This is a genomic window from Flavobacterium magnesitis, assembly GCF_041729735.1.
Taxonomy (GTDB): domain Bacteria; phylum Bacteroidota; class Bacteroidia; order Flavobacteriales; family Flavobacteriaceae; genus Flavobacterium; species Flavobacterium magnesitis.
In genome coordinates, this window is the sequence record NZ_JBCFQK010000006.1 from 24441 (window position 1) to 46960 (window position 22520).

The window sequence follows — 22520 nt, forward strand, 5'->3', positions numbered from 1 at the left end:
TTTCAATAATTTAAGTATTCTTAATTAGAAAGATAGATTAAGTCCTAATGAATATGTTTTCAATTCAGGATAGACATCATAAGCGCCATTTGGGGCTTTGTATTCAAATGGATTGTACAAAATAAACGGATTAATTGCGGTTAAATTTATCCTACATGAACTAATTCCTAAAGCATCTGTATATTTCTTAGGCATTGAATAACCTAAGTTAATATTTCGCATTTGAATACTCGTTGCTGAACGCTGCCAGAATGATGAAGTTGGTGCTAAATTCAAAGCTTCATTATATGGATTTGGCATAGTACCATTAGGGTTTAACTCTGGATCATAAATATTATTCCATATAGAAGGTCTATTGTCGATACCGTCATTAATAGCTGCGTTCATTGATTTTCTTGTTTGACTATCTACTTCATTAAATCCACCACCAAATGAAGCCGTTACAACTGCGTTTAATGTGAAATTTTTATACCCAAACTTCAAAGTCGTTCCCATACCATATCTAGTACTTTGTCTTTTTGCTAATCGAATTTGATCCCACTCATCTATAATTCCATCTGCTGGTGCAAATTCACCAGTAGCTGGATCAAATGGACCACGAACGTCTGCATAAGACAAGGAACCTGGTCTAAGATCCTGCGCTCTGACACCAAAAACAGTTGTAATGTTGTATTTTTCTATATAAGCCTGAACATCATCCATGGTTTTTAACATTCCTACATAATCATAACCCCATGCACCATTGTCTCTTCTTCCGCCTGGTTGTGGATTCCATGGATACTGACTTGTGATTGGATTAAAATCTCCCACTATCATTTTATCATCTCCCCAACCAAAGTTGACATTCACTCCATATTTAAAATCACCTCCTATTCTATCATCCCAGCCTACAGCAAATTCATATCCATAATTATCTCTTCTCCCATAATTCTCTGAAGCTACAGAACCACCGATAGTAAAAGGAATATCTGCTGTTCTCGAAAGTAATATATCATCTTCAACGTTATAATAAGCTTCGGCAGTTAAAGACAATCTGTTATTGAATAATTTAGCATCAACACCAAAGTTTGTTTTTAATTCCTCACTCCAGGTCGCATCTCTATTAGGTGTTACCTCCATTTTTAATCCAGTAGTTGCTAATTGATTGCTTCCTCCTACAAATCCCTGTCCATTTTGATAGGTAAAACGTTGTCTCCATCCCCAAGGTCTAGTACCATCATTACCCATTAAACCTACAGAATACCTTACTTTTAAGAAATCAATAAATTTAGATTTAAAGAAATTCTCATTTGAGATTACCCATCCTGTAGAAATACTATAGAATTTTCCCCAGTAATTTTCAGGAGCAAATCGAGTAGAGGCATCACTTCTAAACAAAAATTCAGCCAAATACTTATCTGCATAAGCATAATTAACACGACCAATATAACCCAAGGTACCTGATTCATTTCCTGTTGCAGTACCATCAATAGTTCCAAAAGCGGAATTAGAAAAACCATCTGTTGTTTGTAACGGACCATCTCTATAAAACTGATCACGAGTATCATTAGCTTCTCCTTTCTCTACAGATGCTAATGCAGAAACTGAATGCTTCCCAAAATCACGACTATAAGACAAATTAAAATTCATCTGCTCTGACAAGGAATTTGTATTATCCCAACCAAGCCTGTTACCGTTATTATTTGTTCTAGCTGTAATTTTTGTAAATGAATCTAAAGGTGCATTTGGGTCATAAATATGTCCATTAGCTCCTGCCCCATTAAGTCCTGGAGTAGTTTCAAACTGATAAAGAGTAAATCTAGTACCAATATAATTAGATCGATTTGTAGTTAAATTACGCGCATAAGATGCTCGGGCTTTTAATCCTTTTACAAACGGCACTTGATATTCCGCATAAAAATTAGAGGTTAGGTTAAAACCTTTATTGATCGCTACGTTGTTTAACTTGTTAATCTCAAAATAATGATATTGTGCTTCATTTCGAGTATTTAAACGTTGCACTGGCAAATCTTGAATATACTGAGGCAGAATAGGAGAAGAATTCAATAATCTTCTATAATCATTTTCATCATTTGTACCACCAACTCTACTGTTTACCTTAGAGTCGTCATTGTAAAATCCTGAAATTTGAATTCCTGCTTTAAAGTCATCTGAAACCTTAAAATCAGCACCCGCTCTATAAGTCCATCTTGTATAATCTATATTATCTAAATTACCACTCTGAGTATAGTAAGAAGTTCCTGCAAAAAAAGTAGCCCTATCTGTACCACCTGTTACATTCATTGTATGTTTTTGATTGTAGGAAGGTTTCCAAACTTCATCCAAAGGATTATAATTAAGTGTTCTATAATATTCTATTTCATCTGGAGAAAAATTATGTTGCGGACTCACATCTCTTCCAGCAATAGTAGATCCATAACCATTAGGACCATTCATAATGTTATAATAATTAGCATACTCCACCGCATTTAACATTTTTGTACGATATACTTCATCTTGTACACCATATAATCCTGTATAAGTAAATTTTGCCGGTCCACTTTTCCCTCTTTTAGTAGTTACTAAAACAACTCCATTAGCACCTCTGGAACCATATACGGCAGCAGAAGCATCTTTAAGAAATGAAATACTCTCTACTTCTGAAGCATCTAGATTATCAAACAAAGTAGAATCTGGCGCTCCATTACCTGATATTTGTATTATCCCATCTATTACATATAAAGGCTGATCTGTTCCTCCATCTTTTGAAAGACTTACCGATCTACGAACATTTAATGAAGCTGTCTGTCCTGGTCTTCTAGTTCCTCCTGAAACACCAACACCTAATACTCTACCTACCAAAGCAGAAGCTAAATTATTTGTTGGTAAATCTTCAACTTCACTGGCTTTAATAGTTTGTGTAGCACCTGTTAAATGTATTTTTTTCTGAGTGCCGTAACCCACAACAACTACCTCATCCAAACTTGAAGCATCTTCTTGCATATTTACATTAATCACAGTAGATTTTCCTACTGTTCTTTCCACAGTTTTCATCCCAATATAAGAGAACTGCAATACCGCTCCTTCTGGAACTTGAATTTTGTAGTTACCATCAATATCAGTCATGACAGCATGTTTAGTGCCTTTTTCAAGAACATTGAGGCCCACAACTCCTAGCCCATCTTTGTCCACTACCTTTCCAGTGATAGCATTCTTTTCAGCAGTGTTCTGAGCAAAACCAGTCAGACTCATCAAGCTGAATAGTACTACACTAAATACCATTTTAAATGTGTGTTTCATAAGTGTGTTTCTTTGGTTAAAAATTAATTAATTTAGTTTGGTTATTATTTCTAAGTAATGAGAAATCAAATGGGTAATTTTAAATTATAATTGTTGCTTTTAGATTTAGTTAACATTGTAAACGTTTTCATTATTAATGATTTTAAAATGTAAACGTTTACATTTTTGTAAGTATAATCTAATTTTTTAAACAAACATTACGCTAAGTCTATCAAATGTAAACGTTTACATTTTTCAAATGTACTAAAATTTTATTACAACACGATTTTTTAGCGACTTTTTTTTCAGTTTTCGTGTTTTTTTTATGTTAAATTTTTATTATTCTATTATTTATCAAATTTTAACAAGTTTTTAATGTAAAAACCATACACTCATTTCTTTACTTATACCATTTCCCCATGAAAAATAAGGTACTAATTTTAAAGAAACAGGTTGTTTAGAACTATTCAAGGGTTGATACAATTTTTTATTCCAAGAATTGCTGTTCAAAAATCCTTGAGCGGTAATTGCAACTAGATTTCTATTGTTTTTTTGAATGGTTTCGGTTTTAAAATCAGAATTAGTATTTAAAACTACCTCATTAATTGAGGTGTTTTGAGAAACTCCATCGGATTCTAAACAATACACTAATGGTCCTCTTTTTACAGCTACTTGGTTTCTGGTTTCTTCTACCAACGGATTAGCCTGCATTACTTCAACAGGCATTGGTATATTTAAACTAATAACATCTCCTTTTTTCCATTTTCGCTCTAGTTTAAAATAACTACCAGAAACAGGAGTTGCCTCAACAGTTTTGTTATTGACCATAATAGTTGTTCCATTACTCCATCCTGGAATTCTCAAAAACATTGCGTAGTTTTCTTTAGGAGCAGTATCAATTTTAATCGAAATAGCTCCATCCCAAGGATAATTGGTTTCCTGATGCAAATGGATTTTTGCTCCTTCTTCAGTATTGGTGTTCAAATGATTGCTTCCATATAAATTTATATACAAACCTTCTTTGGTTAGGCTATAAGCGTAGTTTCCAACTTCGGCTATAGTTCTGGTGACATTTGGCGCACAACAATTTGACAAAGCAATATAACCTTCTCGTTGATTTCCCCATCGTTGTTCAAAAGGCAAATCGACTGAAACATTCAACGGATTATTATAACAAAATTTATTTCCTTCCAGGTTAATTCCAGACAACACACTATTATATAAAGCTAACTCTACAATATCAGCATATTTGGCATCGCCAGTAATTTGGAGCATTCTCCAATTCCACAACACATTTCCAATGTTTGCACAAGTTTCGGTATGAGCTGTAGCATTTGGTAATTGAAATGGTCTTCCATAAGCCTGATGGATTTTCTGTACAACTGTTGGATCATAAGAAGTTCCGTCAGGAGAAACGCCATCGTACAAGGAACCACAAGCTCCCGTAATATACATTTTTCGATAAGCTACATCATCCCAAATGGATTCTAAATTGTCTAATAATTTTTTTTCACCCGTTTCTGCATACAAATCGGCAACACCTGCGTATAAGTAATTGGCTCTTACAGCGTGACCCATTGCGGTGGTTTGCTGTCTAAACGGAATTCGATCCTGATTATCATCTGTTCCATCCTCAGTAGTTCCTCTAATGTCAATTAGATTATTAGCCAATTCCAGATATTTTGGATTTTTAGTAGTACGGTACATTTCGACAATTCCCATATAATGCGAAGGACAGATAGCATTTCGAGCTAACTCTGGCGAAGCTTTTTTATAAAAATCATATAAAAAGTCAGCAACTCCTTTGGCTACATTTAAAAAACTGGTTTTTCCAGTGGCTCTGTAATGTACACAAGCAGCCGTCATTAAATGTCCCATGTTGTATTTCTCAAAACCCAATTGTTTTTTCACTTCTTCAGGTCCTAAAGTTCCCCAACGCTCGTCAATTAGAACAGGAGTATGTAAATAGCCATCTTTACGTTGCACTTTAGCAAACATAGCAATGGCTTCATCCATTTGTTTGTCTAATTTCTTGTCTTTGGTAATGGCATAAGTAGCTGCCATTCCTTCAAAAATCTTGTAAAAATCACCATCATGAAAAGAAGGTCCTTTAAAAGTTCCTTTGGACAAACCAGCTGCAATTTCGAAATTTTTATAAGCATGCGAAACTTCATCATTATGATACAAATCCCACATATAAGGCAAAGTGCTTTGTGTTTGTACATCAAACTGTTCTTTCCAAAATCCGTTTGTCCATTTTACATCCTGCAAACCAATGCTTTGTAATTTAGAATACGGACTATTCGAATTAGCCACTAAACCTTTGTTTTGAGCTACAGCAACAGTCGAAATAAGTACAGCTGATAATAGAATGATGTTCTTTCTCATTTTTTATATTTTTACCATATAAGTCATATAAGTTGATAAAAATCATCTCTTCAACACTAAAACTTATATGTACTATTTACTTAATATTTTAATCTGTTTTTTAATTCTATAAAACATAAAGTTCATTTAAGTCTTTCCTAAAACTCTAAGCTCAGAAAAACTTATATGACTTATATGGTTATTTCTTATTTTACAAATACGTTTATAGTTCGAATCATCGAATCTCCATCTGCATCTTCTACTTTTACTTCAACTGAAGCAAATCCTTGTTTATTAGAAGTAAATTGAATTTCTTTTTTAAATATTGAAGCAGAACCATTTATTACTGTCGTTACTGCATATTTAGGTTTATTGGTATAACCTCTAAATAAATCCTCAACATCTAATTTTAAAGTTTCTGAAGCATTCACAAAATAATGTGGTTTTGCCATCCAATTTAAATAATCTTCTAACTGCGTGAACCCATCTCCATTATTAGCATTGGCATCTGTAAAATCTCCTTTTGCTGAATTTGGATTTGAACCTTTAGATTCTTCCCACCAATTTGGTAAACCATCTTGATCTGTATCCCAATTTGCATCGCGAGTTTCGTTTGGATAATTTTCCCAACCTCCAGCATCATCCTGGTGATCAATCATTCCGCCTAAACCACTTTTGCTTCCTTTAAAACTATAAGTCCCTTTTAAAGTTTCCTGAATAATTCTTTGGTCATAAGTATCAAATACGGGTTGATTTGCTCCAACATCAGACAATACATTCTTATAAGCTGCTTCTGCCGATTGCGTATTTACGTATGATTCGAAAAAAGGCTTGTCTACAAAGGTTTCATAATCTACCTTATCACCATTTGACAACGTAAATTTTCTTCCTTTTTCTTGATTTTTTTGATCGAAATGCCCTTCCATTATATTTCCATCAAAATAATATTGTTGTTTTCCTTTTCCAACGCCTTCATGTTGTGCATTTAAGGCATAGAAAAATTTAGTTGAAGCACCTGGTTTGTAATAATTGTTTACAAAATTCACCTCGTTTGCTCCTCCATCTGTCGTTCTTTGTCCCCAATTGTAAACCACATTATTACGGATATCGACTTTACCGCTATAAAAACCATTCCCATTCAATCCACCACCAATACTCCAGTTACGACCATAATTATGCGCTAATAAATTATGATGAAAACTACCTACATCACCACCAATAGTTGCTGCATAACCGTGCATTTTCCCAGCTTCATATTTACCATGACCCGCCACATTTAAAGCTTCAGCAATTAGAGTACGTTGTAAACTAATATTGTGTGCACTTCTAGAACTGAACGATTCATCGATAGTCCAACTAATCGAACAGTGGTCAATAATACTGTTATTAGCACCTGTTAATCCCATTCCGTCATAGGTTCTTCCTGCTCCAATTCTAACTCTCAAAAATCGAACAACTCCATCATTTCCTGTTAAACCAATTGGCGCTCTGCTAATCATGATTCCTTTTCCAGGAGCCGTTTGTCCTGCAATAGTTACATATGGCTGACTTACCACCAAACGCGATTCCAATTGAATATTTCCTGAAACATTAAAAACAATTGTTTTTGGTCCTACTTCCTGATCCACAGCATCACGTAAACTTCCTGGTCCGCTATCATTTAAGTTGGTTACAGCAATTACTTTTCCGCCTCTTCCACCAATGGCGAAACGTCCGTAACCTTCAGCGCCAGGGAAAGCAATTTGTGCTGGTTTAAAAAACCAAACTTTTCCTGTAGTTACTTCTTTATCGGCATCAATTTCATCTACTCTCCAGTAATAGCTTTTTAAATTACTCAAGGATTTAGTATCAACTGTAGTCGTGTTTTTACTCAAATTACCTTTAAATTCAGCTGAGCTATGAGTAGCTTCAGCCACTTTTTTCTCATCCTCTCCAAAATAAAAATCATGTGAAACAATACCTTCTGGCGAACTCCATTCTAGTTTAAAATCGTCTCCTAGAATTACATGTTCGTCATTATTAGCAGGTTTTGGAGTATTAGCCTGTTTTTTAAAATTGGGTAAATCCAATTCGAAACCATTCAACACTACTTTCTGAATTTTCCCAGCCGCTTTAGCATCAGCTGTAAATTTTAAAACTACGTCTTTTCCTGCTTCAGCATCAAAATGAATGTATGCACTAGCAGCCTCAATGGTAGCAGTTGCTCTGTTACTTGGTTGAATTGTTTGTGAAAAAACACCGTTTACAGAAATAGCCACTGGAGCAAAATTAGCTGCTTCAGGACTATCAAAAGTATTACTAAAAACCAGTAAAGTATGATGTCCTTTAGCTAATCCGCTAATTACCATTTCGACACTTTTATCAGTAACAATTCCGTCACTAACCAAACGAGCATAAAATGGCGCCTGAATTCCTGTTTTGTACCAACCCGAATTAATAGCTCCTTTAACAGTAACTTTAATGTCGCCAAAAGTTTTATCGAATTGCTTTCCTTCACTTATGGGCCACGAAATAAAATTAGGATCATTTACTTCTAAGGTCCTGCGTTGTGCCAAATCAAAATCGACTTTTAGCGATTTTGTATTTTGATTTTGAGCCGAAGCACAAAATGTAAACGTTATCATTGTTCCTGCACAAAAGGCAAGTTGTTTTACTAAATTCATATATTTATTTTATTTTAGGGTTTGTATAATATCATCTCTCATTCAATCCAATTGATGATAACATATTCTATTTTAAATTTTCCCCAGCCCAGCCCTTTCGCCGCGGCGAAGAGGGAGCTGAAAACGGATTAGTTATACTTTTTAATTTATTTTTAATTTTTCTACTTCGGATTTTCCAAGCAGATTCAAAATGTCTTTTTCTCTTTCTTTTGGAAAAACCTTTAGCAAAGTTACTTTTCCTTTTTCCAGTTGCACTTCAACTGTAGTGTTTTTTGGTGCGTGCAATTTAAAATGCACATCCCAGGTTGCTGGCCACGCAGGGAAAATATAAATTACATCTCCGTTAGTTTGCAACAGCATTTCCTGCATTCCTATCATTCCTGACCCACCCCAGTTGTGATCTGGAACCCAATCAAATCCTGGTCCCCAAAAAGCTGGAAATCGTCTCTCTGAATTCGCCATTTTTAACAAATTGTATTTTGCGGCCTCTTCGGTTAATCCCAAACGTGCTGCAAAAATATTATCCTGTTTCCAACCTACATGACTTCTAAATTTCAACGCATCCGTATCGTATTTCCAAGTATTCAAAGCGGTTTGCAAATCTGATTTTCCAATACCGTAAATTCCCCAAGGATAAACTGGATACAACTGAGGTACTTCAGAATTATTAATTCTTTCCCAGGTTTTGGCTGGAGCCAATGTTTTATGTCCGTCAAATTCTTTGAAATTTAAAGGTGGAATTCGGGTTTGAAAACTTTGTAAATAGGCTAAATCTTCTTTTGACAATTCGTTTTGCGATAATAACAAAAACTGTTCCGTAATTGTTCTTAAAGCCGAAATTGTGCTATTCGCATTGTTAGTCATTTTATAGGTTTCGGCAGCTGAACCTGGAAAAAGAACCAAATGACCATTTCCGTCCAATGCTTTTCTACCTCTATTTTTTGCTAAATATTGATAATGTTCATCAAAAAAACGAATGCAACTCATGATAAACGGATTGTATTTTCGAATATCTTCATTCGCATATTGCTTTTGTTGCAACATCATTTGGCAAAACTCAAAAACCGTATCCCACTCGTATTCTAACCAGGCATTGTATTCCATTCCCGGATCATAATCCGCTGGGCGTTTCCATTCGTATTCGGCTGGATTGGGTAAACCAAAATTTTCCAATTGTTCTGTAAAAGAAGCTCCACCGTGTTTCCAATACACTTTACTTCTTAACTCAGTATTTTTTTGCAAACTCAAATAATAATCCAATTGTGATTTCATCATATCAAAATCGCCACTTTTTACCATTGGAAAATAAACCAATCGCTGGTTTTGAGCTGTCATGGTTCCACCTCCCCAATTGCGGAAATCAGGCGTAAAATTCAGTTCTTTATTCGTATGTACTGGATCTACAGTAAATAATCCACCGTTAAATTTAGTTGGATATTTTCCATAAGCATTACAACCCAACATATAACGAAACAACTGATAATTTTGTCCGATTTGATAAACCGAATCCTTTTCTGTTTTTGTTTTTTGTGTATAAATAAAAGAACGATTCCAGAATTTATTCCACCATACAATGGTGTTTTTCTCGGCTTTATTGGCTACTTTTTTATAAGCCAAAGCTTGTTTTTCCAATTCCTTTTTCCATAAACTCACATCAGTAGATTGGTTGGTATGCAACTGGATTTGGAATTGATGTTTATTAGCTGATTTTATACTCGTAAGTTGGAATCCCCTAAAATCTGTATCCTGATAGATTCCGCTATAAGTTCCATTCGCTTTCAAATTGCTTCCAAACAATTGTCCCCCAAAAGTAAGATTAGCAATAGGATTCAGCATTTGGTCTTTAACCGATTCCATTTTTTGTTGCTTCACCGTTACATCAAAAACAGTATTCGCTCTATTCCTATGGTAAAACTGCACCGTATTTCCTTCAAAAGAAATCGAATCTTTAAAAGTTACAATATCGCCTTGCGGAGCCCATTTGTACGAATTAGCATTGTTAGCCTTTCCTTTAGAATCTCTATTTTTATAACGCCAGCTTTCATAAGCTACTTTCATTTCAGTTGGAACTTTGCTATTCACATCAACATGAATCACAGGATTGAAAACATCTACCCAAAGTTTCACTGAAGTTCCGTTTTGAGAAACAGTTATATAACCATCTTTCAATTGCAATTCCTGCTTAAAACCTTCATTATCCTTAAAAGGATTTGGATTCAAACTTACTTTTACTCTTCCTAATTTCAGCAACGTATTGTGCTCATCAAAAGTACCAGAACGAGAAAAATAGAAATACAAATCGCCTTTTTCTACCCACACATTCGCACCAATATCACCTCCGCCCAAAGGCATGGATTCGGATGAATTATTGCTTTGGGTGTTCCAAACTTGATTGTAATTATCAAGCGTGGCAATTTGCGCCTTGGTACAAAGCGAAAAAAAGAGAAAAAAGAGAATTATTGTATTTTTCATTATTTTTTTAATTAACCATATAAGTCATTTAAGTTTTCTAATAATCGCTGTAATATTTGACGCTAATTTCATAAGTTGATATAAGCTTTGTTTTAAAAACTTATATCAACTTAAATTTTATTTACTAATCCTATCAGTAAAAAAACTTATATGACTTATATGTTAAAACTACCAATTATCTGTCCTGAAAGATGAAACCGGCAAACCTCCGTTACTAAAAATTTGTGCTTGAGCAAAATCTTTAAATAAATAACGAACTGCAACGGGTTTTTCTACCTGAGGTGAAGAAAGTAAAACCGATTTTCTTCTTAACTCGGCTTTAGCGGGATAAAACACCTTGTTTTCTCCGGCAATTTCAAATCCAATTACTTCTTTTCCATAAGAAGTAATTCCGTTTGGAGCATTATCAAAAGCTACTGTTACGATACTTCCTTTAATTTCCAATGCCTTAAATACAGGGCTTTCAAACTCAAAACCAGTCAAACCATAAGTTTTGCTCAAAGCCAAATACCCTAATCGGCTTCCACCGGCTTCTTTATCAGCTGGATGAATATTATTTTCTTCGCCAATATCCATCAACACTGCCATTCCAGCATTCGGAATTTCCGTTGCAGCTTTCAACTGTGACTCACGCAAATAAGCCGAATTGTATTCTTCTTTATTGTCCTTTGGATGAAATTGAGCATAATTAAAAGGAGCTATTTGTGCATAATAAAACGGAAAATCACCTTGTTGCCAAAGTCCTCTCCAGCTACTCACCATCTTTTTCATCAAATCTTTATATTGCCCGGCACGCTCATAATTCGATTCGCCTTGGTACCAAATACAACCTTTGATTCCGTAACCAATTACAGGCGATAACATTCCGTTAAACAAAGTCGTTGCCACACGATTTGGATCTTTAGCAATATCTTCTTTCTTGGTTGGAATCTTTGCTGCTGCAAAATCCTTCAACATTTCCTGATTCATCCAGGCTTCCATACTCGAACCACCATAAGAAACGTGAATTAAACCCACAGGAACATCTAAAACTTCTTGTAAAAGTGAACCAAAATACCAAGCCGTAGCGCTAAAATCTCCCGTAGTTTGAGCACTGGCAACATTCCATTGTCCCACAAAATCCTCGTTTGGAGTCAGAACTGTAGCTCTTGGAATGGTAATAAAACGAATTTTATTATTTTTCGAATGAACCACCGCCTCGTTTCCTTTCAACACAGGTTGTCCCGGAAATCCTTTTAACGGCATTTCCATATTTGATTGACCAGAACACAACCAAACTTCTCCAATTAAAATATTTTTAATTGATTTTGTTTCCGCACCATCTGAAACCGAAATTTCATAAGGTCCGCCTGCTGCAGGAGTTTGCAAAGCTATTTTCCATTTTCCTGATTTATCGGCTTTCACTTCATAGGTTTTAGCATCCCAGGAAGTTTGGACTTTTATCGTTTGATTCTTATCTGCCCAGCCCCAAATTGGAGCATTACTTTGTTGTTGCAACATCATATTATCCGAAAATAAAGCCGGTAATTTGATAGTCGCATTCATCTGGAAGCTACCTATCAAACATACAATCGCAACAAAACCGTTTATTAAATTCTTCATCATTAAAATTTCATTTTAATTCTATTAAACTTTTACCATTAAGAAGTTAAATTTCATTTAGCTTAATGGTAAAAAAACTTATTTTTCAATTTCTAATGTCACTGGCCCCAGTAATCCAGCTTTCAATAAATTCTCTGATTCTACTAATCGATACGGAGCCGTTGTCCAGGTTAATCGCTCTTTTTCTGGTAATTTTTGATCACCAATTAATCGATTCGCCCAGGTATTCGTAATCTTTATAATAATTGTATTTTTCCCTTTTTTCAATGCTTGTGAAATGTCTGTTTTATAAGGAAACGTCCAAATCGTACCGCAATCTTTGCCATTCACAATTACTTCGGCCATATTTGCAATGTTACCTAAATCAATCCAGATTTTATCAGCGTTTTTTCCTTTCCAAACAAAATCTTTTTTATAAACCGCTGTTCCTGAATAATATTTAATTTCTTCATTTACGGAAGTACTCCAATCAAAAAGCTTGTTGATTTTCACCACCTCTTTTGGACCTTTAAATTCAGCATCAAATTGCAATTCCCAATTTTCATCTAAAGTTTGCACGGTTTCAAAATTGGCACTATTTTGATTTCCTTTCGCCAAAGTATTTTTAGTTTCTTCTTTAAGAATTACAAAACCTGACTCATTTGCGTCTAAAGCTAGCGAAACAATGGTTCTTCCATTTTCAATTTTCCAATTGGCTAATTCCGAACTTTTATCCGTCACCGGATTGTACCAAACTGGAACTTTTCCAGCAATTCGAAACGAAACTTCCAGTTGTCTTTTTTCTTGGATTTGATTCGAAAGAAAATAAATTTCTTCGTCCCCATTTTTTCGATGTGTCCAGGCAATCGAACTTCTGTCATTGTTTTTAGCATCCGAAAATAAAACATCTGCCTCGATTCCTATTTTCGCAAAATCAGTATCTAGAAACGGAAGTACAATAACTGTTCCTTTACCTAGCTTCCATGAAGTAGAACCTTGATTATTTTTATTCGTTTCTTTTCCTTTTGTCCATAATTCGTCAACAACAGCCTGCCATTTTTTAGCCTCTAAATCCGATTGAAAACTTGGTGTATCCATTGGTTTTTCGTCAATAAATACCGTAGCTCCTTCTTTCACTAATTGTACTATTTTTTCGGCTACAGCCAAAGAAATAATCTTATTCGGCGCCATTCTTCGGCTTCCCGGAAACAATAAAGCTCCGTATTCAATTCCGCCACCAAAAGTCACTTTCCCATTTTCAACCTTCGTTCTATTCAGTAAAACATCCGCATTAAAAGAATCGTATTGGTAGCCATTCATTGGATTTACCCATTGTGATAAATCAGTATTGTTTTTAGAATAAGTAACTTCTTTCGGCATTTTTGTTGTCGGCTGCCCTTCATTTTCCAATCGCAATTTTTCACTTGTTACTCTTTCTTGTCCAAAAACATTTGGAATAAAAGGAAACAAACGATCTGGAACCAGTGAACGCGATGGCAAATCTTCACCGATAAAAACCGCTAAATCCACCACTGGTTTTCCTTTTTGCAATTGCAATTGTACTCTTTGGCAATAATCAAACCAGGCTTTTCCTGGTTTCCACCAAGTTTGGTCTCTTTGAAAAAAAGTTCCAATATCGTCTAAAGTCATTCCCGGTTTTCTATCTGTCCAAGGATTGTGTACAAAAACGTGATAGAAAAATCGGTTAATTCCCAAAGCATAATTCCTATCGGCTAATGTTTTCAAATTCCCTGGATGTTCGTCCCAATCCATTCGTAAAGCGGTAAAAGCTTCCGCTTGAATAATGTCTTTTCCATAAATATGTCCGCCCGAAATAGCATCCAACATATCAAAAGGTTTGTCGTGCGTAGGGCTTTTTAACCAAAATTCCCCACTTGGATAATCCACATATTTAAAATGTAACAAGCCATCGCTCATCATTGTTGGCGCCACATTTTCGGAACTAAACTTCACATTCGCTTTTTTAGCGATATCAGCTAACGTTCCATAAAAATTATCGGCTACTAATTCGGCTATTGTTTTTCGAACATCGTATAAAACCTTTTCAGAAGTCGTAACATTTTCAATAGGAATTCCAGCCATTACAGGTAAATAATCCACTATATCATAACCACGGCGTTTTAAGAATTCAGCCTGAAAAACTGAGGACCAGTTCTGGCTTCCGCATTCCCAGCTATCCAAATGTAAAATTTCCAATACTCTCGACGCCAATTCAGGACCAGCGGTACGAATGGCCTCGCCAAACCAATGATCCAATTGAAAACGAATCAGCTCAGGATTGAATTTATCTACTTCCAAACCTTTTCCAGCGCCACCAGTAGCATTTTCATGACCTGTAGAAGTATGTCCCATTCGGATAATTTTCCATTTTCCTTTTGGTGCTTTCCAACTTAAATTGCCATTTGCATCAACATATTTTGAAATATTAATAATCGTTGACTTCTGAAACGCATCTGAATTCGGAATTTGTTCCGTAGTTGTTGTTGGACTCAATCGCCATACAGCTCCTGATTTTCCTTCGAAATTATCAATTAAAGATTGGTTCGAAAGCGTGATTTTACTCACTTTCAAATTATTCTGTTTCCACTTGGCAAAATCCAAATCTTCCGCTCCTGGTTCAGTCCCTGTAACATCATAAACGAATCTAAAATATTTAGCCGTTACGGGTTTAATGGTATGCGTATGATGCGCATCCATATCTTGCCAACCGTGGCGAGGAGCAATCATTCTTTCGTGAAACTTAAAATGAACGCCGTCATTACTTACTTCCACAATTAACCGTTGTGCCTGAAAATCTCTGCCTTTGGTTTCAATCACAATTGATTTACAATTGAACGGTTTTTCAAATTCATATTGAATCCATCCTTTTTCGCCCAATCTAAAATTATCGTCTTTTTTAGCATCAGCCAAAAACGAAGCATCGGTATGGTTAGAAGTTGTAACCTTTGGTGATAACTCCTGCGAATTGATTGTGTTTTCTTTTATAGGAATAGCAAATGTGGTAATGTCTTTATAATAGTTTTTGTAATGCTCAGGAACTGCTAATTTGGTTGTCAATTTTTTCCCTCCAACAAATTCCGTTGTGGACCAAACTACTTTTTGCATCGACATTTCGGGCGTAATCCACGGTCCTCCTGCAACGGCAAAACCATCGGCAGCATGAAACGCTAATTTTAAACCCAAACGATCCGCTTCAATAAAAGCCCATTTTACCATATCCCAAAATTCAGGGCTCAATTGCAAAACTGGCGGATCGATTAATGGCGGATTTGCCGGACCTTTTATTGTCATCAAATAAGCACCTGCAATTCCAGCTTGTTTCATCGCTTCTAAGTCGGCTGTAATGCCCTCTTTAGAATACGCCGATTTCATCCAATACCAATACACCCAGGTTTTTGAGGATTCAAGAGTGGGCTGAAATGATGCATTTTCTTTTTTATGAACTTCCTGTGCGGAAACGAATCCCACAAAGAGTAAAATAATAAAGAGGTGTGTTTTTTGAAACATTGTTGTTTAGTATTTTAATTAACCTCACCCCAACCCTCTCCAAAGGAGAGGGAGCCGAGTCTGAGTTTGATTTTATAAAACCATTAATATTTAAACTTTTTTAAGTTAGATTCCAATTCGTTTTTTGAACCCGTAAAAGGAACCAAATAAAAACTGTAATTATAATCTCCCGAAGGAATTTGATATTTTTCTATCGGGGCGGCAACTGGAGACCAGCTGTCATTTCCACCCACACCCATTTGTTTTAAATCGATATTAACCGTTAAAAAACCAGGGTTTACTAAATCGAAAGTGTGCTTGGCATCATCCAAATTTTGTTGGGTATAAGGCCAGGCACTCATATTCAAAACCTTGTTTTCGTTAACAACAACTAAGCCAGAACTCTTTGTTGGATTTGTAAAAGCCATCCATCTTACCTCGGTTCTATTGGCATTTTCCTGTGGCATTACATAAGGCTCAATGAATTTATCAATTGGCAATTCGTATTTACCAACAGTAAATCCAAAACTACGATCGCTGTAATTTTCCATTTCACCTTTTCCATACCAGGAAATTTGGTCAAAATCCTGATTGATTCCCATTTGCATTCCAATTCTAGGAATATTTGGCAATTTCGAAGAAGCTTTTAGCTGATAATCTACTTTTATAATTCCGTCTGGATTGATATTGTAAACCACTTTTAGCTGAGCACTATCTTTAACTATTTCGTATTCACTGCTGATTTTTATCGTATTGTCGGATTGCTCTAAATTGCAATTTTTCAGAGTTGGCTTTGCTAAAAACCATTGTTTTAAAATCTTATGTGGCTTCCAACCTTTACGATCATTATCAGTTAAAGCGCGAGTGAAATTTGGCAGCAAAGCTGATTTCATCTGCTCTTTTCCTTTAAACATATAAGAACTTAAAGCACCATTGGTTTTATTGATGCTAATGCTAAAATCCGTTCCGTTAATTGTATAGCTGTCGTTGGTTTCTGTTAGCGTATTTTTTTGATTGGCTTTCGCCAAAACAACTTCAGCTTTCTTTTTCAAAAGGAACTGATCTATAGCTACAGCATACCCTTTTGGAGCCCAAAATTCATCTTTCGAAAGTTGGAATTCAATATTTAAAAAGTATTCTGAATCAGATTTCATTTTAGGAAGGTATTTTTTCACATCCAAAACCAAATCACTTCCCGCCTCAATATCCATCGATTTCAAAACTACTTGTTTGACAACATTCCCATTTTCTAAAATTTTAAAAACTGGAATAAAATCACTCAAATTTTGAACAACCTGACGATTATGAATCTTTAATTTAAAGTCTTGACTTAAAGTTGAAGTTGCGGGTTGATAAATCCATTTGTTCTCATACATGGCCGCTTTTGGTCTTCCATCGGCAGCTATCATTCCGTTGATATTAAAATTTCCATCGTGTTTTTTCTCTCCGAAATCACCTCCGTAACCAAAATACTCTTTTCCCGTTTTTGGATCTTTTCTAAGCAAACCCTGATCTTTTAAATCCCAAATACAACCTCCAATAACTCTGGGAGTGGATCGAAATTCGTCCCACAATTCTTTTAAATTCCCTGTAGAATTCCCCATAGAATGCGAATATTCGACAAACAAAATTGGTCGGGTATCTTTCTTTTGATCCACCAAAAATTTAGGAGTAAAAACACCTGGATAGAAACGACTTACAACATCTACATAAGGTTCGTCTTGTGGATTTTCATAGCGATGCGAATGATCCACTGTTTTTGGATAACGAGAATCTAAAGGATCAATATAACCATCTAATCTAGGATTTCCTTGTGCTGGCTCATAATGCACCGGTCTTGTAATATCATAATCGTGAGTCCAGGCTGCCATGGCGGCATGATTAGGTCCTTTTCCTGCTTCGTTACCCAAACTCCACATTACAATACTCGGGTGATTTTTATCGCGCTCCACCATTCGGGTCATGCGCTCTAAATAAGCATGTGTCCATCGCTGATCGTTACTTAAAAAACCACCTAATCCATGGGTTTCTAAATTGGCTTCGTCCATGACCATTAATCCGTATTTATCACATAATTCATAGAAATAAGGATCGTCTGGAAAATGGCTCGTTCGAACAAAATTGAAGTTGAATTTCTTCATCACCTTCACATCTTCTTCTAAATCCTGATGATTCACTGCTTCGCCACGTTCCGGATGATGCCCGTGATGATTGACTCCGTACACATAAGTTTCTTTGCCATTAATTAGCATTTTACCATTCTCTTTCGAAAATTCGATAGCACGAAAACCTAATTTACAGCTTTTTACTTCGCTGATACTACCGTCAGGATTTTTTAACGTCAAAACTAGAGTATACAAATTTGGCTTTTCGGCACTCCATTTCAGTGGATTTTTTATGGTTTCCTGAAAGAAGCCAAAACGTACTTTATCTAATCGTGGAGAAACTTCGCTAATAATATCTGAAGCTTTTCTACTTAATGCTTTTTCGAATAATGGTTTGTTTTGAGCATCATACAATTGTACTTCAACCGTATGATTTTTGATAGTATCACCCGTCAAATTATCCATACGCGGGCGCAATTGTAAAACAGCATCTTTGTATTGTTTGTCTAATTTGGTTTGGTAAAAGAAATCGGCAATACGTAATTTAGGTTCAGCCATAATGTACACTTCACGCTGAATTCCGCTCAAACGCCAGTGATCCTGATCTTCTAAATAAGAACCATCGCTGTAACGCATTACACGAACGGACAAAAGATTCTCGCCTTTTTTAAGATAAGGACTTATATTAAATTCTGAAGAGTTGAAACTATCTTCTCCATAACCTACAAAATCACCGTTAATCCAGACTTGGAACGCTGAACTTACTCCTCCAAAATGAAGGCTCACGGTCATTCCATCCCAATTTTCAGGAACGGTAAATTTGCGTTGGTACGAACCCACAGGATTATCATCTTGAGGAACAAATGGTGGATTTACAGGTCGGAAGGAATAAACAGCACTTTTGTAAATTGCCATTCCGTAGCCTTTCATTTCCCAATTGGACGGCACTTCAATTTTATCCCAATTTTTTACTTCATTTTTATAAAAATCCTGAGGTGCTTCCTGCAAATTTTTAGCAAACTTAAAATCCCATTCGCCATTCAGTATTTTGATTCTGCTTTTGGCTCGGTTTCCTTCTAAAGCATCGGCAACCGTGGCATAAGAATAAGCCGTAGCTCTTGCTGGTTCTCTATTGATACTCGTAACCATAGGGTTTTCCCATGGATGATCGGAGTATTTTTGTGCAACTCTAGGAATCCCAGCTGGTTCGCCTGTAACCAATTGGGCTTGCATTGTATATAAAGGAAGTATTAAGAAAATAGAAGGAAGTATCAAGAAGGAAGTTTGAGTCCGTATTGACTTTGAAATTCCTGAGAAATTCAAACCTTTAATTAATATCTTTTGAAAAAAATTGACCATACTATTTTTATTTAATATCTAAAAAAACCTCACCCCAACCCTCTCCAAAGGAGAGGGAGCCGAAGCTGGAAAAACTTAATTCTAACTACTTAATACTTTCTTTCTTCTTCTCCGGTGGTGCAACAAAACTCGTTTCGCTTTTCCCTAAATCTTTCGAAGTGGCTACTGCAATTCCTCTTTGTTCAGCTTTGTTAACGGCACAATAAAAATGATATACCACTCCGTCGTGTTTTACTACAAATGATTTGTGGGCAAACATATCATCATAGGGTTCTGATGACTGAATTAAATTGTCACCTTTCCAGTCATTCCAGTGAATTAAATCATTCGAAACAGCAAAACGATTGAATGCACCTTGATCCCAACCCGTCCAAAAAGCTCCAAAATAGAACATCACCCAGGTATCATTCACTCTTTGAATAAAAGCATCGCCTGTAATTCCTTTATGGTTGTTTAATACCGGATTTTTACCGAAACGTTTCCATGTTTTCATGTCGTTAGAAACTGCCATTCCAATTCGTTCTGCACCTTTAGCAGGATTTAAACTATCGCCACGGGCATTGTAATACATGATAAAATTATGCCCGGTCAATTTATCTTTATCGCGAATCACACTGTTTTTGTACATCGTACTGTTGTCCCACCAGCTTACATCTTTATCTTTTGGCGTTAAAACAGGTTTCGGTAAACGTTCAAATTCGTGTGCTTTTGTTGGAGATTGTTTCGTATAAGCCATTCCGATGGATAAAACTCCGGCTTCATATCCGGTGGTATTTCCACCAAAATAACTCATCCAGTATTTACCATCGTATTTATTCCATTTGTAGCTTCCACCCCAGGTTGGGTCTTGTAATGAAATATAACCTGCTTTTTGATTGACATCCCATTCTGATTCATTTTTAGAAAATGACATTACTTTCCCCAGATGTTTCCAATGCAATAAATCATCACTTTCAGCCAACCAGGTCTCATAACCTCTTCCATCATAAATCAAATAAGTCATGAACCATTTGCCGTCTTTTCTAAAAACAGAAGGACAGTCCATTTTATAAGAGTTATCCGTTGGCACCATTACTAAACCGTATTTATAAGGTGTTTTGATTTCGTTATAAATCTCTTGCATTACATTCTCTGTAATTTCTCTTTTCTTCAATTTAGGAGAACAAGAAATTGCAAATGCTCCAATTAACAGCGTGGCAAAAAATGGAACTATTTTTATATTTTTCATTTAGTAATTATTATCTTTTGAAGTTACCTGATTGTCCGATTGGTATTCGAACAAAAAGAAAATCCTATAACTTTAATGCTAATTAACAAAGTTATCCAAAACCTACAACGATTTAGTATAAGATTTTCTCGAAATACTATAGCATATTATCATTCTAAAAATTAGCTTTTTTAAAGCTATCTTATTTTAATTGAAGCCTTAACAAATCTTATAGTAAAAGTCTGAATAAGATAAAATACTACCATAATCAGACTTTAAACTCTTAAATTATTCATTGAATGCTTCTAATCTCGATTTAAGTACGTCTTGATTCAGCTTTAGTTTTACCATTCCTGTAGGATGGAATCTTTTATTTAAATCAATTGTATTGTAAATAACCGTGTACACATCATTTCCTTCGGGAATTAGGCACAATGGAGTACGCATAATATCCCACCATTTTCCAACTTTCGTCTCTATTGGCCAATAACGGGCTTCAGACCAGTTTATACCATCTTTAGACAGCGAATAACCCATCATATTAGGCAAATGATGTCCCCAACCGTCTGGCCCTCCATCAAAAATAGCGATGTACAAACCATTTGGAAGTTGGCTCACAATAGGGTTTTCGACAAATAAAGGATGTATTGATTTTATGGGTTCCAAACCTTTATTTAATCTTGTCCAGGGACCTTCTAAACTATTGGATTCTGCCAAAGCCACAAACCAGCCTTTTCCTGAATTTTTAGGATAATCAGCCCAAGATTCGAATGGATAAGCTCCGCTGTAAAATCCAAACCATTTTTCGCCCACCTGATACGGGAAAAAAGAAGCCACTCCCTGACGTCCTTCCCAAGGTTGAGAATCCAATCCTGGTTCCATAATAATACCCATGTCTTTATAAGGACCGCCAATTCCGTTGATCCCTTCTACAGTCGATTCGCATCTCCAAATTCTTCCAAAAGAATGATTCGGCTGAATTTCTTTGTGAACCGTGTAAGCCAAATAATAACCGTACCATTTATTTGCTTTTTTATTGAAAACTGGCATATAAGACCAAATTGCACCACGACGATCGTTCATCGGGTTATCATCTTCCGTTAGCGCATACGTTCCGCTGGCTTGGTAAATAGTTGATTGGCGTTTCCAATTGATTGCATCTTTACTCGTCCAGTGTCCAATTTTAGTTTTTACACGATCGTAATAATAATCAACACCTATTTCGCCTGCTCTTTCTGTTGGAAACATATGATAGGTATCGCCTACTTTTACCACACGACCGCCTTCAAAACCACCTTGAATTCCTTCGGTTCCCGGAAAACCTTCATCGATTACTGGCTTAGTTTCGCCGCCAATAATTTCGAACAAAGGTTTCTCATCTGAAAATCCTTCTACGATAAACGTTGGATTCCACAGTTTTCCATCAGGAAATTCGGCATTTCTGGAAACCAAATTCTGGTTGCTTTTTACCGCTCCTAAGACAACAAATAATCCTTTTGCGTTAGGCAAAATAGTTTGTGTTTCTTTAGAATACGAAATCGCATAAACATTTACTGGAGGCAAACCTGTTACTGTCACTCCGTTTTCAAGAACTAATTTAGCGTTATCAGCCGCCGAAAATTGAAAATAGTCTTTGTTATCTTGTTCCTGAAAAGTACCAATAAGCAACTGCACATTCTCCTTGAATTTTAGTTTCAAAGGCGCATTCGTTCCATTTTTATATTGATCCAAAGGAAGCGTTACTCCTGTAAGTTCTTCTAATTCTGGTGCCAACCGAACGATATTGTTTTTACTATTCGAAAAAACATGCGCATATTGACTGGTTTTAAAAGTCTTATAATTGGATTTCATCACTTCGAAAGAAGCAGCCTGCCAATTGTTTTTTTGGGCCTGAACGGTAAATTGAAAGCACATCAAAAACAACAATACAGAAGTTATTGTTAAAGGATTAAATTGGTGTTTTATTTTATTTAGAAACATTGATTCTTTTATTTAAAATTT

The 22520-nt window shown here is 35.7% G+C and carries 9 protein-coding genes; all 9 read right to left on the bottom strand.

Going from position 1 to position 22520, the window contains the following annotated elements:
• Nucleotides 1–24: 24 nt before the first annotated feature.
• On the bottom strand, nucleotides 25–3279 hold the full coding sequence (locus tag AAGV33_RS05960; protein ID WP_373391046.1) for a SusC/RagA family TonB-linked outer membrane protein: 3255 nt from the start codon (nucleotides 3277–3279) through the stop codon (nucleotides 25–27).
• A gap of 351 nt (nucleotides 3280–3630) precedes the next feature.
• Nucleotides 3631–5646: an aceric acid hydrolase gene (locus AAGV33_RS05965; protein WP_373391047.1), complete on the bottom strand. Its 2016-nt coding sequence runs from the start codon at nucleotides 5644–5646 to the stop codon at nucleotides 3631–3633.
• A gap of 185 nt (nucleotides 5647–5831) precedes the next feature.
• Entirely contained in the window at nucleotides 5832–8288 is a 2457-nt protein-coding gene (locus AAGV33_RS05970; RefSeq protein ID WP_373391048.1) for a pectate lyase family protein, read from the bottom strand.
• Nucleotides 8289–8429: 141 nt separating this feature from the next.
• Nucleotides 8430–10760 carry a DUF5703 domain-containing protein gene (locus AAGV33_RS05975; RefSeq protein WP_373391049.1) on the bottom strand — a complete coding sequence of 777 codons (2331 nt, stop codon included), beginning with the start codon at nucleotides 10758–10760 and terminating at the stop codon, nucleotides 8430–8432.
• A 168-nt stretch (nucleotides 10761–10928) separates the two neighbouring features.
• Nucleotides 10929–12365: a sialate O-acetylesterase gene (locus AAGV33_RS05980; RefSeq protein WP_373391050.1), complete on the bottom strand. Its 1437-nt coding sequence runs from the start codon at nucleotides 12363–12365 to the stop codon at nucleotides 10929–10931.
• Nucleotides 12366–12440: 75 nt separating this feature from the next.
• Nucleotides 12441–15869 carry a glycosyl hydrolase gene (locus AAGV33_RS05985; RefSeq protein ID WP_373391051.1) on the bottom strand — a complete coding sequence of 1143 codons (3429 nt, stop codon included), beginning with the start codon at nucleotides 15867–15869 and terminating at the stop codon, nucleotides 12441–12443.
• Between the two features lie 83 nt (nucleotides 15870–15952).
• Nucleotides 15953–19312, bottom strand: coding sequence for a glycoside hydrolase family 2 TIM barrel-domain containing protein (locus AAGV33_RS05990; protein WP_373391052.1), 3360 nt, complete (start codon nucleotides 19310–19312; stop codon nucleotides 15953–15955).
• Between the two features lie 85 nt (nucleotides 19313–19397).
• The gene (locus AAGV33_RS05995; protein ID WP_373391053.1) at nucleotides 19398–20540 is read right to left on the bottom strand and encodes a glycoside hydrolase family protein; all 1143 of its coding nucleotides are present in this window, start codon (nucleotides 20538–20540) and stop codon (nucleotides 19398–19400) included.
• A gap of 267 nt (nucleotides 20541–20807) precedes the next feature.
• Nucleotides 20808–22499, bottom strand: coding sequence for a hypothetical protein (locus AAGV33_RS06000; RefSeq protein WP_373391054.1), 1692 nt, complete (start codon nucleotides 22497–22499; stop codon nucleotides 20808–20810).
• Between the last annotated feature and the right edge of the window lie 21 nt (nucleotides 22500–22520).